Raw genomic sequence first — 15,844 nt, 5'->3', positions numbered from 1 at the left:
GGTGGGGTTCCGGACCCCGCCGGTCAAGAATCGGTCACGCGCTGATCGGCTGACCGGGATCCCACCATGCTGGAGACTGAAGACACTGCGCAGCTAGACCCAAGGAGTCGAGGATGCTCATCGGAGTGACCCGAGAGACGAAGCCCGGGGAGACCCGGGTGGCGGCCACCCCCGCGACCGTCAAACAACTGACCGGTCTGGGCTATGACGTCGTCATCGAGGGTGGGGCCGGAGAGGCGTCCAGCTTCAAGGACGAGGCGTACGCCGAGGCCGGCGCCCGCATCGGCACGGCCGCCGACGCGTGGGGTGCCGACCTGGTCTTCCGGGTCAACGCGCCTTCCGTCGGCGAGGTCGAGCTGCTGAAGAGCGGCGCGACCCTCGTCGCCCCGCTGGCGCCGGCGCAGAACAGCGAGCTCCTCGACGCCCTGGCCGCCCGCAAGGTCGACGCCTTCGCGATGGACGCGGTGCCGCGCATCTCGCGCGCACAGTCGATGGACATCCTCTCCAGCCAGGCCAACATCGCGGGCTACCGCGCCGTGGTCGAGGCGGCCCACCACTTCGGCCGCTTCTTCACCGGCCAGGTGACCGCGGCGGGCAAGGTGCCGCCGGCGAAGGTGCTCGTGGCCGGTGCCGGTGTGGCCGGTCTGGCCGCGATCGGTGCGGCGAGCTCGCTGGGCGCGATCGTGCGTGCCACCGACCCTCGTCCGGAGGTCGCCGACCAGGTCAAGTCGCTGGGTGGTGAATACCTGAAGGTGGAGGTCGAGGTCGAGAAGTCGACCGACGGCTACGCCAAGGCGACCTCGGAGGCCTACGACCAGCGCGCCGCGGAGATCTACTCCGAGCAGGCCGAGGACGTCGACATCATCGTGACGACCGCGCTGATCCCGGGACGCCCGGCGCCGAAGCTGATCACGGCGGCCGACGTGGCGAGCATGAAGTCCGGCTCGGTCATCGTCGACATGGCGGCCGCGATGGGCGGCAACGTCGAGGGCACGGTCAAGGACGAGGTCGTCACCACGCCCAACGGCGTCACGATCATCGGCTACACCGACCTCCCCGCGCGCCTCCCCGCGCAGTCGAGCCAGCTCTACGGCACCAACCTGGTGAACCTGATGAAGCTGGTGACACCCGAGAAGGACGGCGTACTCGCCCTCGATCTCGAGGACCAGGTCCAGCGCGGCCTGACCGTCGTGCACGACGGCGGCGTGCTCTGGCCGCCCCCGCCGGTCCAGGTCTCCGCCGCCCCGGCGGTAGCGGCCCCCGCCGAGGTCGCGGTCAAGGAGGAGAAGAAGCCGCTCTCCGCCGGTGCGAAGCTCGCGCTGGTCGGCACCGGTGCGCTCGCCCTCTTCCTGCTCAACGCGGTCGCTCCGGCCGAGATCACCCGCCACTTCACCGTGCTGACGCTGTCGGTGGTGATCGGGTTCTACGTGATCGGCCACGTGCACCACGCGCTGCACACCCCGCTGATGTCGGTGACCAACGCGATCTCCGGCATCGTCGTCGTGGGCGCCCTGCTGCAGCTCACCGTCGCTGACAACGTGGTGCTCGTGCTCGCGGGCATCGCCACGCTGCTGGCGAGCATCAACATCTTCGGTGGCTTCGCCGTGACCCGCCGCATGCTCTCGATGTTCCGGAAGGCCTGATCATGGATATCTTCTCGATCGCCGGTGCGGCCTACCTCGTCGCCGCCCTCCTCTTCATCCTGTCGCTGGCAGGGCTCTCCAAGCACGAGACCGCCTCGCAGGGCTGGCTCTACGGCGTAGCGGGCATGACGCTGGCGCTGGTCGCGACCGTCATCCAGGTCGTCGACGGCGGCACCACGACCGCGGTGCTCGTCCTGGTCGCCGCCGTCGCCATCGGTGCGGTCATCGGCCTGTGGCGTGCCAAGGTCGTCGAGATGACCGGCATGCCCGAGCTGATCGCGCTGCTGCACTCCTTCGTGGGTCTGGCGGCCGTCCTGATCGGCTGGAACGGCCACCTCGAGGCCGCTGCCGGCCACGTCCACGGTGGCGCGATCCACTCGGCCGAGGTCTTCATCGGCGTCTTCATCGGTGCGGTCACCTTCACCGGCTCGATCGTCGCCTTCCTCAAGCTCTCCGCGCGGATGAAGTCGGCGCCGCTGATGCTGCCGGGCAAGAACGTCATCAACATCGGTGCCCTGGTCGTCTTCGTGATCCTGACGGTCGTCTACGTCATCAACCCGACGCTCCCGCTGCTGATCGCGGTCACCGTCGTGGCGCTGGCGCTCGGCTGGCACCTGGTCGCCTCCATCGGTGGCGGTGACATGCCGGTCGTGGTCTCGATGCTCAACAGCTACTCCGGATGGGCCGCGGCCGCCTCGGGCTTCCTGCTGGGCAACGACCTGCTGATCGTCACCGGTGCCCTGGTCGGGTCCTCGGGTGCGTACCTCTCCTACATCATGTGCAAGGCGATGAACCGTTCGTTCATCTCGGTCATCGCCGGCGGGTTCGGCATCGAGGCCGGGCCGTCCGGTGACGTCGACTACGGCGAGCACCGCGAGATCAACGCCGAGGACACCGCCGAGCTCCTCGCCGGCGCCTCCTCCGTCGTGATCACCCCGGGCTACGGCATGGCTGTCGCCCAGGCGCAGTACCCGGTCGCCGAGCTCACCCGCATCCTGCGGGACAAGGGCGTGGACGTACGTTTCGGCATCCACCCCGTCGCCGGGCGTCTGCCGGGCCACATGAACGTGCTGCTGGCCGAGGCCAAGGTGCCCTACGACATCGTCCTGGAGATGGACGAGATCAACGACGACCTGGCCGAGACCGACGTCGTCCTGGTCATCGGGGCCAACGACACCGTGAACCCGGCCGCCGCCGAGGACCCGTCCTCGCCGATCGCGGGCATGCCCGTCCTGCGGGTCTGGGAGGCCAAGAACGTGGTCGTCTTCAAGCGGTCGATGGCCGCGGGCTATGCCGGTGTGCAGAACCCGCTCTTCTTCCGGGAGAACTCGCAGATGCTCTTCGGTGACGCCAAGGCCAAGGTCGACGAGATCGTCAGCGCCCTCGCCCGGGTCCCTGCCTGACCTGGAAAATTACACCTGACCAGCGGAAACGTGACGTACGTCTCGCCCTGCTGAATTCTGCACGGCTCGGGCACGACACCCAGAATGAGTGTCGTGTCCGAGCCGTTCACTGACTCCCTCGAGTCGATCCGCGTCCCCCATACGTTGCTGGAGGACGCGCTCGGCTACGTGACCAGCATCGTGGTGACCTCGCTGGGGCTCCACCTGATCCAGTCGGTCGGAGCGGTCACCGGCGGCACCGCCGGCCTGAGCCTGCTGGTGAGCTACTGGACCGGGCTGCCGTTCGAGGTGCTGTTCGTCCTGGTCAACCTGCCCTTCTTCGGGCTCGCGCTCTCCAAGAAGGGCATCGGTTTCACCCTCCGGTCGCTGGGCTGCGTCATCGCGGTCTCGGCGATGACCCGCGTCCACGCCGACCTGCTTCCGCTCGACGGCCTCGACACCGTCTACGGGGTCGTCGTCGGCAACCTGCTCGTCGGCCTCGGGCTCCTGGTGATCTTCCGCCACGGTGCCTCGCTGGGCGGGTTCAACGTGCTCGCACTGCTCCTGCAGGAGCGGCTCAACCTCCGGGCCGGGTACGTCCAGATGGGCCTCGACGTCAGCGTCATCCTCCTCGCGCTCTTCGTCGTCTCGCCCGCGACCGTCCTCCTCTCTGCCCTCGGTGCGGTCGTCCTCAACATCATCCTGGCCTTCAACCACCGGCCCGGCCGGTACCTCGCCTGACGCCGCCTGAGACGTTTGTCTTCCAAGTCGGTAGACATTGCAGAATAGAGGGCATGACTGCCGCGAAGCGCGCGCCCCAGGCCGGCGCCGAGGACCTGACCGAGCACCTGCGTGACCGCTGGTCGGTGAGCGTCTTCGACCCGGACCACGTGCTCGCCGACGCCGAGATCAGGCTGCTGCTCGAGGCAGCCCGGTGGGCGCCGAGCGCGGGCAACAGCCAGCCGTGGTCGTTCCTGGTGCTGCCCCGCGGATCGGCCGGGCACGCGACGTTCGTGAGTCACCTCTCGCGCGGCAACTCCGGCTGGGTGCCGCGGGCATCGGCCGTGTTCGTCGCGATCTCCCAGGTCGGCGTGGACCCGGACGGCAACGGCCCGAAGTGGTCGGACTACTCCCACTACGACCTCGGTCAGGCGGCCGCGCACCTCACCGTCCAGGCCGCGTCCCTCGGCCTCTCCTCCCACCAGTTCGCCGGGTTCGACCATGCTGCCGTGGCGGCGGCCTTCGGCGTACCGGACTGGTGGAAGGTGATGACCGGGATCGCGGTCGGCCTCCACGGCGACCCCGCGCAGGTCGACCCTCGCGACGCGGAGCGCGAGGAGCGCGAGCGCGTCCGGCGGCCGCTCGAGGAGATCGCCTTCGCCGACAAATGGGGCACCTCCTGGGCCTGATGCGCCGGGGTGCGCGTCCCGGAAGGCATTAAAAAGGACGTACCCATCGGGGCATCGGTCTAAGGTTCGTGGGTGGAGAACGGTCAGGGAACAGGTCGGCTCCGGCGCGTCGTGGCAGGTGTTTTCGTGCTGGGGGTGCTGGGTGCTGGGCTGGTGACGACCGCCCCGGCGGCCGTCGCGGCGCCCAACGACGGAGTCGGCGAGTCCTCCCGCACCCGCTATGTGCTCGACGAGAAGGCCAAGACCGTCAAGGTGAAGGCCGAGGTCACGGTCACCAACCAGCAGCCGAGCACGGCCACGACCTACTACTTCCTGACCGGTCACGCGATCCCGATCCCGGCCGGAGCGTCGAAGGTCAGGGCGACCAGCAACGGCGCGAACCTGCCGGTGAGCACCGAGAAGATCAAGGGCACCGGCCTCGCGGTGGTGACCGTGTCCTTCCCGAACCTCTACTACGGCAAGTCGCGCACGATCACCTGGACGTACGAGCTGAAGGGCGCCCCGATCCGGGCGAAGAAGAACCACACCCGGATCGGCGAGGGGTACGCCGTCTTCCCGGTGATCGGCCTCGGTGACGACGGGCAGGTGACCGTCGACGTCGTGCTGCCGAAGTCGATGACGTTCACCGCCTCCTCGGGCGACTTCACCAAGCGGACCAAGGGCAAGACGACGACCTGGCACTCCGAGGGCGACTTCGTCGACGCCGGCGTCTCCGCGCGCGACCCGAAGGCCTTCGACGAGAAGAAGATCAAGGTCGGCGACACGAAGCTGTCGCTGCAGAGCTTTCCCGAGGACAAGGAGTGGCTCGACTTCGCCGAGAAGCGGGTCACCGAAGGCATGCCGGTGCTGGAGGAGCTGACCGGCAACGAGTGGCCCGGTGGGCTGGAGACGATTCGTGAGGACGGTTCGGCAGAGGCCGTCGGCTACGCCTGGTTCGACTCCGACGCCGACGAGATCGTCGTCTCCGAGGACCTGGACACGGCGATCCTCTACCACGAGATGACCCACGCCTGGATCAACCCCGACATCGTCGAGGGCCGCTGGCTGAGCGAGGGCCTCACCGAGCTCGTCGCCCAGCACGCGACCGAGAAGGTCGGTGCCAAGGGGCAGAAGTACGGCAAGGTCAAGCGTCGCAGCGAGGAAGCGTTCCCCCTCCTGACCTGGGACGCCAACGGATGGAGCCAGGAGAAGGACGCGTACGGCTACCCGGCCGCCTACACAGCCGTCTCGGCCATGCTCGCGGACCTCTCCGACGAGGAGCTGACCCAGGTCGTCGACGACGTCTACGACGGCCGCACCGGTTACGACGCCGCCGATGACGAGATCACCAGCGGCCCGGTCGACTGGCGCCTCTTCCTCGACATCGTGCAGAGGTACGACACCGACGCCTCCCCGGAGAAGCCGCTGAAGAACTGGGTGCTCACCCGCGCCGAGGCCAAGCAGCTCGGGCCCAGGGCCGAGGCCCGCAAGACGTACGCCGAGATCGACCGCGTCAACGGCGAGTGGCTGCCGCCGCTGGGTCTGCGCGACGTCATGGCCGCGTGGACCTTCGAGGACGTGGACGGTGTCGTCGGCCTGATCGGTGAGGCGAACGCCGATGCCGCCGCGGTCCAGGAGGCGGCGGAGAAGGCCGATCTGCCGGTCCCGGCCGCGGCGAAGGAGGCGTACGAGGGCGCCAACGATGACGACCGGTATCGCGAGCTCGCCACCACGCTGCCCCGCACCGCCGAGGTGATCACCGAGGTCGGTGAGGCGACTGCGGACGTCGAGGGGATCCAGAACCCGCTGACCGAGCTCGGCGAGCTGGTGCTGTTCCTCGACGTGGGTGCGGCCAGCGCTCGAGCCGACCTGAACAACGGCTATCTCGAGGACGCCTCGGCCACCGCGGCCGGCGTGCGCGCCCGGGCCGACTGGGCACTGGTCGTCGGACTGGTCGCGCTGCTCGTGCTCGCCTGCGTGGCGTACGCGGCGTACCGGGTGTTCTGGAACCCGTCGGCGCGACGCCGGCGGGCCGAGCGCAGGGCCTTCCTCAGGCAGGCGAAGGAGACGCGGAAGGCGGGGGCTCCGTGGGATTCGCGACCTGCCTGGCCGCCGATGCCGCCCGGGCCGCCCGGACCGCCCCCGCCGTCAGTCGGTGGCGAGCTCTTCGGCGTACAGCGCGGCCCCGACGGCCCCCGCGGTGTTGAGCAGCTTCGCCGGGATGATCTCGGTGTCCAGGTCGAGCAGCGGCAGGAATTCCGCCGCCTCCTTCGAGACCCCTCCTCCGACGAGAAATAGGTCGGGGGAGAAGAGCATCTCCAGGTGCTGGTAGTACCTCTGCAGGCGCTTGGCCCAGTGCTTCCAGGAGAGGTCCTCGCGCTTGCGAGCGATGTTGGAGGCGCGGGTCTCGGCGTCGTGGCCGTCGAGCTCGAGGTGACCGAGCTCTGAGTTGGGCACGAGCACGCCGTCGTAGAGGAGCGCCGAGCCGATGCCGGTGCCGAGCGTGGTCATGATGACCAGTCCACGGCGACCCTTCGCGGCGCCGTAGCGGACCTCGGCCAAGCCGGCGGCGTCGGCGTCGTTGACCACGTGCACGTCCCGGCCGGTGGCCGCGGTGAAGATCGCGTCCGCGTCGGCGCCGATCCAGGACTTGTCGATGTTGGCCGCGGAGTGGACCACCCCGTGGCGTACGACGCCGGGGACGGTCACGCCGACCTTCCCGTCGTAGTCCGGGAACTGGGAGAGCAGGTCCACGAAGATCTCGGCGATGGCGTCGGGGGTGGAGCGTTCGGGTGTCGGGATGCGTACGCGTTCCTCGGCGAACTCGCCGGTGGCGAGATCGATCGGGGCACCCTTGATGCCCGTGCCGCCGAAGTCGATGCCGAAGGGCAGGCTCGTCGTCATGAGCCCATCCTATTTACAAGCACCGACGTGACGTACGACACTTGACAGATCGTCCTCATTTGTCAATCAAACTCAGCGTCAAAGGGGCCAACGATGGAGATCGCCAACAGCACGGTGCCCGACGGCTCGACCGAACACTGGCGCGACAGGAAGCGCTATCTGTGGTTGCTCGGTCTGGTGGTGCCGCTCCTCGGGTTCATCGCGATCGGCGGCTGGCATCTCACCGATATCAGCGCGTTCCTGTGGACCGGCCCGATCATCATCCTGATCGTGGTCCCGGCCATCGACCTGTTCGCGGGGCTCGACAAGTCCAACCCGCCCGACGACATGATCGAGGCGCTGGAGAACGACAGGTACTACCGCTGGATCGTCTACTCCTACCTCCCGCTGCAGTACGCCGTCTTCATCGGAGGCATGGCCATGGCCGCCCATGGCGCCCTGGACGGCCACACCCTGAGCATGCTGGACCGGGTCGGGCTGGCGATCTCGGTCGGCTGCGTCGGCGGAATCGGCATCAACACCGCCCACGAGCTCGGCCACAAGCGCGAGGACGTCGAGCGCTGGCTCTCCAAGGTCGCGCTCGCGCAGAGCTTCTACGGTCACTTCTACATCGAGCACAACCGCGGCCACCACGTCCGCGTCGCGACGCCGGAGGACCCGGCCTCCGCCAAGGTCGGCGAGTCGTTCTACACCTTCTGGCCGCGCACGGTCTCCGGTTCGCTGAAGAGCGCGTGGAGGCTGGAGAGGAAGAGGTACGCCCGCCGCGACCAGCACCCGTTCCGGATCGGCAACGACGTGCTCAACGCCTGGCTGATGTCGGCGGTGCTGTGGGGTGCGCTGATCGTGTGGCTCGGACCGGTGGTGATCCCGTTCCTGCTGATCCAGGCGGTCGTCGGGTTCTCGCTCCTCGAGGTGATCAACTACATGGAGCACTACGGGATGCTGCGGCAGAAGGTCGGCCGGCGCTACGAGCGCGTCGACCCCAGCCACTCCTGGAACTCCAACAACATCGCCACCAACGTGCTGCTCTACCACCTGCAGCGCCACAGCGACCACCACGCCAACCCCGTACGCCGCTACCAGACCCTGCGCGACTACAAGGAGTCTCCGGTGCTGCCGACCGGCTACGCCGGGATGATCCTGCTCGCGATCGTGCCGCCGGTCTGGCGCCGGGTGATGGACCCCAGGGTGCTGGCGCACTTCGACGGCGACATGTCGCGGGCCAACATCCTGCCGCGCAAGCGGGACAGGATCCTGGCGAAGTATCCGTCGCCGGTCGCAGATCGTGCCGAGACCGGCGACGACACCGTTGCGCAGGTCGTCGGCCAGGAGGTGCTGGTCGCCCGCTGTCCCGGCTGCGGCTACACCTACCGCGTCGAGGAGGGCAACGAGGCCGAGGGCTTCGCTGCCGGGACCGCATGGGCGGATGTCCCTGACGACTGGTGCTGCCCCGACTGTGGCGTGCGCGAGAAGGTCGACTTCGTGCCTCTCGCCTCGGACTCCGTCTCGTAGCCGTCCTCGGACGGCGACAGCCCCCGGCCTCGTACGAGACCGGGGGCTGTCATCGGTGCGGAGACCTCAGCTCTTGACGAGCTCCGGCTCACGCGGCTTCTCGGCGTAGTGGTCGGCGAGGTAGTGCCGCTCCAGGCTCTCGCCCTCGACGTCGACGTTCGGGAGGATCCGGTCGAGCCACTTCGGCAGCCACCAGGCCTTCTCCTTCATGAGGTACATGAGGGTCGGGATCAGGAGCATGCGGACCACGAAGGCGTCGAAGATGACCGCTGCCGAGAGCGCGAAGCCCATCGACTTGATGATCGGGTCGTCCATCAGGATGAAGCCCGAGAAGACGGCGGTCATGATCAGCGCGGCCGCCGTGACGACCCGGGCCGAGTTGCGGAACCCGTCGACGACGGCCTCCTTGTACGAGGCGCCGTGGACGTGCGCCTCGCGGATCCGGGTCACCAGGAAGACCTGGTAGTCCATCGCCAGCCCGAACACGAGCCCGATCAGGAAGATCGGGATGAAGCTGACGATCGGCTGGCCCTCGAAGATGCCGAAGGCGCCCTCCTGGAAGATCGCCACGGTCGCGCCGAGGGTCGCCAGGACCGACAGCAGGAAGCCGAGGGTCGCGGTCAGCGGCACCAGGATCGAGCGGAAGACGAGCATCAGCAGGATGAACGCCAGCCCGATCACGATCGCCAGGTAGGGCAGCAGGGCGTCGTTGAGCTTCTCGGAGATGTCGGACATGATCGCCGAGGTGCCGGTGACCGCGAGGTCGGTGCCGGTCTCCTTCTCCACGGCAGCCTCGCCGTCACGCAGCTCGGCGAGCAGGTCCTCGGTCTTCTCGTCCTCCGGGGCGGTCTCGGGCTCGATCAGGATGACCGCGCCGTTGTCGTTCCCCGAAGGCGGGATCACCTTGGCCACGCCGTCGAGGCCCGCGGCCCAGTCGGCGACCTCGGCGTAGGCCTGCTGCTTGGCCGCGGTGTCGCCGGACATGTCACGCGCGTCGACGACGAGCATCATCGGGTCGAGACGCCCGGGGCCGAAGCCCTCGACGACCAGCTCGACCGCCTGGCGGCGCGAGCTGTCCTCGGGCGCGGTGCTGTCGCTCGGCATGCCGAGGTGAAGGTCCTTGAACGGGATCGCCAGCGCTCCGAGGCCGATGACCGCGATCAGCACCCAGAGGATCGGCGCCTTGCCGATGAACCGGGCCCAACGGACACCGTTGTTGAGGATGCGACCGTTGGCCTCGCGCTTGGGGTTGTAGCGACGTACGTTGAGGCCGAAGGCCTTCGACTTGAGCAGGCCGAGGAGCGCCGGGAGCAGGGTCAGCGCGACCAGGACCGCGACGACGACGGTGACGGCCGCGCCCAGGCCCATGGCGGTCAGGAACGGGATCCCGACGACGCTGAGCGCGGCGAGCGCGATCACGACGGTCAGGCCGGCGAAGACGACCGCCGAGCCGGCGGTGCCCACGGCGACGCCGATGGCCTCCTCGCGGTCGTCGGTGTGGTCGAGCTCGCTGCGGTAGCGGGACAGGATGAACAGCGCGTAGTCGATCCCGACCGCCAGGCCGATCATCGTGGCGAGCATCGGGGTGGTCGAGGAGACATCGGTGAACGCGGTCAGTGCGGTGATCCCCAGCGTTCCGATCGCGACGCCGACGCCGGCGGTGATGATCGGGAGGCCGGCGGCCACGAAGGAGCCGAAGGTGATCACCAGGATGAACAGGGCGATGATGATGCCGAACAGCTCGGAGCTCGCACTGCCCATCTCCTGGACCTGCATGCCTTGGCCGCGCACCTCGACCTGGAGGCCGTCCTTGTTCGCGTCCTCGATGACGTCGGTGACCTGTTCCTGCATCTCAGGCGTCACCTCGGTCGCTTCGACATCCTCGAACTCGGTCGAGATCAGCCCGATCCGGCCGTCCTCCGACAGCGTCGGCTGAGCCTGGAGCTGGCCGAGCAGCATCTGCTGCGCCTGCTGGGTCGTAACCGTCTGCCCGCTCTCGGCGGACATCGCCTTGGCGTAGCCAGGGGCGGCTGCCTCGGCCTGTTCCGGTGTCCAGATGTAGGAGATCTGGTCGGGTACGTCATCGAGCGCGGCGAGGTTCTGAACGAGCTCGGCCACGGCCTTCTGGTTCGCGGCTGTGGTGAGCGTTTCGCCCTCGGGAGCAGCGACGACGACCTCGATGGAGGCGGCGTCGAGCACCGAACCGCCCTCGGTGCCCATGATCTCGGGCAGCTCCTCGGCAGCCTCGACCGACTCGAGGCCGGGCATGGTGAAGGTCGTGGACATCGGCTTGGACATCGTGGTCGCCACCGCGCCGATCCCGATGATCACGATCATCCAGACGGCGACGAAGATCGGCCACCGCCGGTAGGCGGTCTTTCCGAGTCGATAGAGCAGCTTGGCCATTTCGGGGTTCCCCCTGGTCAGTGGTTCAGAACAGATCGACGAGGTCGTCGAAGATCCGGGTGAAGTGGTCGGCGACGGTGCCGGCCGAAGGATTGGCGAGGTAGGCGTCGAGCGAGGCGTTGAAGACCACGATCACGAGATGCAGGACGACGCCCGCGAGCTCGGGAGTCATCTGGTCGCCCTCGCGCTCGGAGATGACCTCGGCGAAGTGAACGGTTATCTGCTCGAAGCGGGTGCGTGCCGCATCCAGCACCTGCCGGTCGGTGGCGAGGATGTGCCGGACGAGGACGAGCTCGTCATGGTCGATGGGCTCGGCGTCGAGCACCGTGCGCACCAGCGCGCCGAGATCGCGGCCGACATGGCCGGTGGGCCCGCCGCTGAGGAAGGCCTCGAGCAGCTCCGGGTCAGGCTCCTGCTCAGGGCCGAGGACGGCGTCCATCTTGCTCGGGACGTGGTTGAACAACGTACGCCGCGAGACACCGACGCGGTCGGCGAGATGCTCCATGGTCCAGCCGTCGAAGCCGAACTCGTCGGTCATCTCGAGCGCGGCCCGGTGGATCGCCGCCGCGGTCTTGTTGAGCCGCCGCATCATGACGTTGCACTTTCTCTCACAGAGTGCAGTGTTGCACTCCGGGGGTATCGAGTGCAAAACGATGTGGCTGGGTTCACCTGCCCGTCTTCCACGAGGAGGAGAGGCCGTAGACTTTGCCTTCATGGCGGCCGGCGCACCTGAAACCACCCGACAGCGGATCCTCGATGCCGCCGTCGAGATGACCACCGAGTCCGGGTGGGCGAGTGTGACGATGTCGCGCATCGCCGAGCGATGCGGAGTCAGTCGGCAGACGGTCTACAACGACATCGGCGCCAAGCCGGCGCTGGCGAAGTCGCTGATCCTGCGTGAGCTGGAGCAGTTCCTCGCGGTCGTGAGCACGGCCTTCGACGAGGAGGACGACTTCATCCGGGCGATCCGCCAGGCGACGTACGGCGTCCTCGACCGTGCCCAGGACAACAAGCTGCTGCACGCGGTCGTCTCGGCGACCCACGGTGCCGACACCGAGCTGCTGCCCTACCTCACCAGCCACAGCGAGGGACTGCTGGGCTACGCGACCGAGCTCATCCACGAGCACGTCGAGAGGTTCGAGCACGGCCTGACCGACGACCAGGCGGACACCGCCATCGAGATGACCGTGCGCGTGGTCCTCAGCCACGTCATGCAGCCGACCAAGTCACCCGACGAGACCGCCGACGACATCGCCTGGCTGATCTCGCGGGTCCTGAACGGATGAGTTTCCAGCGAGTTGGGTGCTGACCAGGCCTCGCCTAACCTTCCTGCGGGGAGGTAGATGGATGCGACAGGTCTCGTGGAGAGCGGCTGCGGCAGTGGGCGCGGTGCTCGTGACGACCCTGGCCGCCTGTGCGGGTGAGCGGGCGAAGCCGTCCACGCCGAGCGGCAGCCCGAGCTCCAGCGGGGCCGCCAAGGTCGAGAGCCCGGTCGCCGACCCCTCGCACGCCGTCGACATCCCCGGCAAACGCGAGGGCACGCTGCACTCCACCGACCTGCTGATCCTCTCCGAGGACACCCTCTCGTCCGCCGACGTCAAGAAGATCCGAGGACTAGACGGCGTCTCCGGCGTTGAGCAGATCTCGATGGCCCAGGTCAGCGTCGAGGGACGGCTGGTGAAGGTGGTCGCCGTCGACCCGTCGACCTATCGCAACTTCGCCCCCTTCCAGAGCGCCGACTCCGACGAGGTCTGGCAGCGCGTCGCCGGTGGCGAGGTGGCGATCGACCCCGAGCGCCAGGACGAGCTCCCGGCCGACAAGGACGGGTTCGTGCGGCTCGGCTCCAAGAAGGACGCGGCCTCTGTCCACGTCGGCGCCTACGCTCCCCAGCCGCCGGGTCTCGCCGCCGCCGTCGTCAACCACAAGTGGGGCGAGGAGATGGGCATGGAGAAGGGCAACGCGCTCATCGTCTCCACCGCCGCCATCGCCCCCAACCGGGTCGTCGAGCCGATCCAGAAGGTCGTCGGCTCGGACGCCTCCGTCCAGCGCCTCGACGTCGTCGCCCGCGCGGGCCTCGACCCCAACGCTCCCCAGAAGGCGTACGTCGTCGGCACCGTCGCCGAGGCCGTCGGCAACTACACCTACCGCGCCAACGGCGACGGCACCATCACCCCCGCCGCGAGCTGGGTGAGCTCCCACATCGTGACCGCCCAGGTGCCGATCCTCGGCTCGGTGACCTGCAACAAGGTGATGATCCCGCAGCTGCGGGCCGCCCTGCAGGAGGTCGTCGACCGCGGCCTGGCCAGGAAGATCGACCCGTCGCAGTACGCCGGCTGCTACTACCCCCGCTTCATCGCCAACACCACCCAGCTCTCCAACCACGCCTTCGGCACCGCCGTCGACCTCAACACCGCCGGCAACCAGCGCGGCACCGTCGGCGAGATGGACCGCACCGTCGTCTCCATCTTCGAGCGCTGGGGCTTCACCTGGGGCGGCAACTGGAAGTGGACCGACCCCATGCACTTCGAGATGAACCGCATCGTCAAACCGGGTTAACCCGGGGTTGTTGCTGACCTGCTTGGGACCCCGCATCTACGCTGGGGGACGTGACGATCCTCGATGACGCCCGTCCGGGCATGGATGACAGCATTCGGCCGCAGGACGACCTGTTCGGGTTCGTCAACGGCACCTGGCTCCGGGAGGTCGAGATTCCGTCCGACCGGTCCAGCTGGGGGCCGTTCGTGATGCTCGCCGACCAGGCCGAGAAGGACGTGCGCGCGATCATCGAGGAGCTCGCGGCCTCCGGTGGCGAGCCGGGCAGCGACGCCCAGAAGATCGGCGACCTCTTCGCGAGCTTCATGGACGTGGAGGGGGTGGCCGCGCGCGGCGTACGTCCTCTGGACGGCCTGCGGGCCGCCGTGGACGGGCTCCGCGACGCGGACGACCTGGCGGCGTTCCTGGGTGAGGTCGAGCGGATCGGCGGGCACGGGCTGTTCGGGTCTTACGTCGACAACGACGACAAGGCCTCCGACCGCTACATCTTCAACCTGCTCCAGGGTGGCCTCGGGCTGCCCGACAAGGACTACTACTTCGACGAGAAGTTCGCCGAGGTGCTGGGGAAGTACGCCGACTACCTGACCCGTCTCTACGAGCTCGCCGAGCACCCCGACCCGCGTGCGGCCGCCGAGACGATCATCCGGATCGACACCCGCCTGGCCGAGGGCCACTGGGCGCGCGAGGAGACCCGCGACAAGCAGAAGACCTACAACCTGCTGACCCTCGCCGAGCTGCGCGAGCTGGCCCCCAACTTCAACTGGGATGCGTACGTCCGCAATCTCTCCGGCTCGAAGCTGACCACCGAGGCGGTGCTCGGTGAGGTGGTCGTGCGGCAGCCGTCGTTCTTCTCCCACCTCTCGACCGTGCTCGGCGAGGTCGACATCGACGACTGGAAGCTGTGGCTCTACTTCCACGTGCTCCGCTGGGCGGCGCCGTACCTGACCGACGACTTCGTCGAGACCAACTTCGACTTCTACGGCCGCACCCTCAACGGCACCCCTGAGCTGCGTGAGCGCTGGAAGCGCGGGGTCGCGATCGTGGAGGGCGCGATCGGCGAGGCGGTCGGCAAGGAGTACGCCGCGCGTCACTTCCCGCCCGAGGCGAAGGCGCAGATGGACGAGCTCGTCCACAACCTCCTCGAGGCCTACCGCAAGTCGATCTCCGAGCTCGACTGGATGGGCGAGGAGACGAAGGAGAAGGCGTACGAGAAGCTCGACAAGTTCACGCCGAAGATCGGCTACCCGTCGAAGTGGCGCGACTACTCGGCGCTGCAGATCAGCAAGGACGACCTCATCGGCAACGTCTCGGCGGCCTCGATCTTCGAGACCGACCGGCAGCTCGGCAAGCTCGGCGGCCCGGTGGACCGCGACGAGTGGTTCATGCTGCCGCAGACGGTCAACGCCTACTACAACCCCGGCACCAACGAGATCTGCTTCCCGGCCGGGATCCTGCAGCGCCCGTTCTTCGACAAGGACGCGCACCCGGCGGAGAACTACGGCGGCATCGGCGCGGTCATCGGCCACGAGGTCGGGCACGGCTTCGACGACCAGGGTGCCCAGTTCGACGGCGACGGCAACATGCAGGACTGGTGGTCGCCGGAGGACAAGGCGGCCTTCGAGGTGAAGACCAAGGCGCTCATCGAGCAGTACTCGGCGCTCTCGCCGCGGGACCTGCCGGGTGAGTTCGTCAACGGTGCGCTGACCGTCGGCGAGAACATCGGCGACCTGGGTGGCCTGACGATTGCGCACACCGCCTACATGCTCGCCACCGGCGGTTCCGCCGGCGTCGGCGACCGGCAGCGGCTCTTCCTCAACTGGGCCTACGTGTGGCGTACGGTCCGACGCAAGGAGCAGGCTCAGCAGTACCTCACGATCGACCCGCACAGCCCGCCGGAATTCCGTGCCAACATCGCGCGGAACCTGGACGAGTTCCACGAGGTCTTCGGCACCGCTCCCGGCGACGGTCTCTGGCTCGACCCGGAGGAGCGCGTGCGGATCTGGTGACCTGTGCGGGTAGGGGTATTGGTTAATATTCGATAACAACGTAAAGGAGT

The 15,844-nt window shown here is 68.2% G+C and carries 11 protein-coding genes; 8 read left to right on the top strand and 3 right to left on the bottom strand.

Annotation, left to right across the window (positions count from 1 at the left end; translation table 11 throughout):
* The first annotated feature begins 113 nt into the window (after positions 1 to 113).
* From ACW14X_RS13955 to ACW14X_RS13940, 4 genes are all read left to right on the top strand, one after another.
* A complete protein-coding gene (locus ACW14X_RS13955; protein ID WP_160026002.1) occupies positions 114 to 1,643 on the top strand; it encodes a Re/Si-specific NAD(P)(+) transhydrogenase subunit alpha in 1,530 nt (509 codons plus the stop codon).
* Between the two features lie 2 nt (positions 1,644 to 1,645).
* The gene (pntB, locus tag ACW14X_RS13950; RefSeq protein ID WP_160026001.1) at positions 1,646 to 3,046 is read left to right on the top strand and encodes a Re/Si-specific NAD(P)(+) transhydrogenase subunit beta; all 1,401 of its coding nucleotides are present in this window, start codon (positions 1,646 to 1,648) and stop codon (positions 3,044 to 3,046) included.
* A gap of 84 nt (positions 3,047 to 3,130) precedes the next feature.
* Positions 3,131 to 3,766 (top strand): YitT family protein, encoded by a 636-nt coding sequence (locus tag ACW14X_RS13945; protein WP_160026000.1) that lies wholly within the window; start codon positions 3,131 to 3,133, stop codon positions 3,764 to 3,766.
* A gap of 53 nt (positions 3,767 to 3,819) precedes the next feature.
* On the top strand, positions 3,820 to 4,434 hold the full coding sequence (locus tag ACW14X_RS13940) for a nitroreductase family protein (RefSeq protein ID WP_457165958.1): 615 nt from the start codon (positions 3,820 to 3,822) through the stop codon (positions 4,432 to 4,434).
* 2,127 nt (positions 4,435 to 6,561) lie between these two features.
* Here the strand turns inward: ACW14X_RS13940 and ppgK are convergent.
* Positions 6,562 to 7,317, bottom strand: a complete 756-nt coding sequence (ppgK, locus tag ACW14X_RS13935; protein WP_160025998.1) for a polyphosphate--glucose phosphotransferase — start codon at positions 7,315 to 7,317, stop codon at positions 6,562 to 6,564.
* A 93-nt stretch (positions 7,318 to 7,410) separates the two neighbouring features.
* Here ppgK and ACW14X_RS13930 point away from each other — a divergent pair, with 93 nt between their 5' ends.
* Complete coding sequence (locus tag ACW14X_RS13930) at positions 7,411 to 8,829, top strand: fatty acid desaturase (RefSeq protein ID WP_457165957.1); 1,419 nt, start codon at positions 7,411 to 7,413, stop codon at positions 8,827 to 8,829.
* 66 nt (positions 8,830 to 8,895) lie between these two features.
* Here ACW14X_RS13930 and ACW14X_RS13925 read toward each other — a convergent pair whose 3' ends face one another.
* Both ACW14X_RS13925 and ACW14X_RS13920 read right to left on the bottom strand, forming a co-directional pair.
* Positions 8,896 to 11,235, bottom strand: a complete 2,340-nt coding sequence (locus ACW14X_RS13925; protein ID WP_457165956.1) for an MMPL family transporter — start codon at positions 11,233 to 11,235, stop codon at positions 8,896 to 8,898.
* Positions 11,236 to 11,260: 25 nt separating this feature from the next.
* Entirely contained in the window at positions 11,261 to 11,827 is a 567-nt protein-coding gene (locus tag ACW14X_RS13920) for a TetR/AcrR family transcriptional regulator (protein ID WP_457165955.1), read from the bottom strand.
* A 121-nt stretch (positions 11,828 to 11,948) separates the two neighbouring features.
* Here ACW14X_RS13920 and ACW14X_RS13915 point away from each other — a divergent pair, with 121 nt between their 5' ends.
* From ACW14X_RS13915 to ACW14X_RS13905, 3 genes are all read left to right on the top strand, one after another.
* Entirely contained in the window at positions 11,949 to 12,521 is a 573-nt protein-coding gene (locus tag ACW14X_RS13915; RefSeq protein WP_160025994.1) for a TetR/AcrR family transcriptional regulator, read from the top strand.
* Between the two features lie 61 nt (positions 12,522 to 12,582).
* Positions 12,583 to 13,791 carry a M15 family metallopeptidase gene (locus ACW14X_RS13910; RefSeq protein WP_457165954.1) on the top strand — a complete coding sequence of 403 codons (1,209 nt, stop codon included), beginning with the start codon at positions 12,583 to 12,585 and terminating at the stop codon, positions 13,789 to 13,791.
* 50 nt (positions 13,792 to 13,841) lie between these two features.
* Positions 13,842 to 15,794, top strand: a complete 1,953-nt coding sequence (locus ACW14X_RS13905) for a M13 family metallopeptidase (RefSeq protein ID WP_457165953.1) — start codon at positions 13,842 to 13,844, stop codon at positions 15,792 to 15,794.
* Positions 15,795 to 15,844 lie beyond the last annotated feature (50 nt).

It is taken from the genome of Nocardioides sp. YJ-D4, assembly GCF_054031495.1.
The sequence above is the reverse complement of the archived record's forward strand: the minus strand, read 5'-3'. Positions and strand labels throughout refer to the sequence as shown.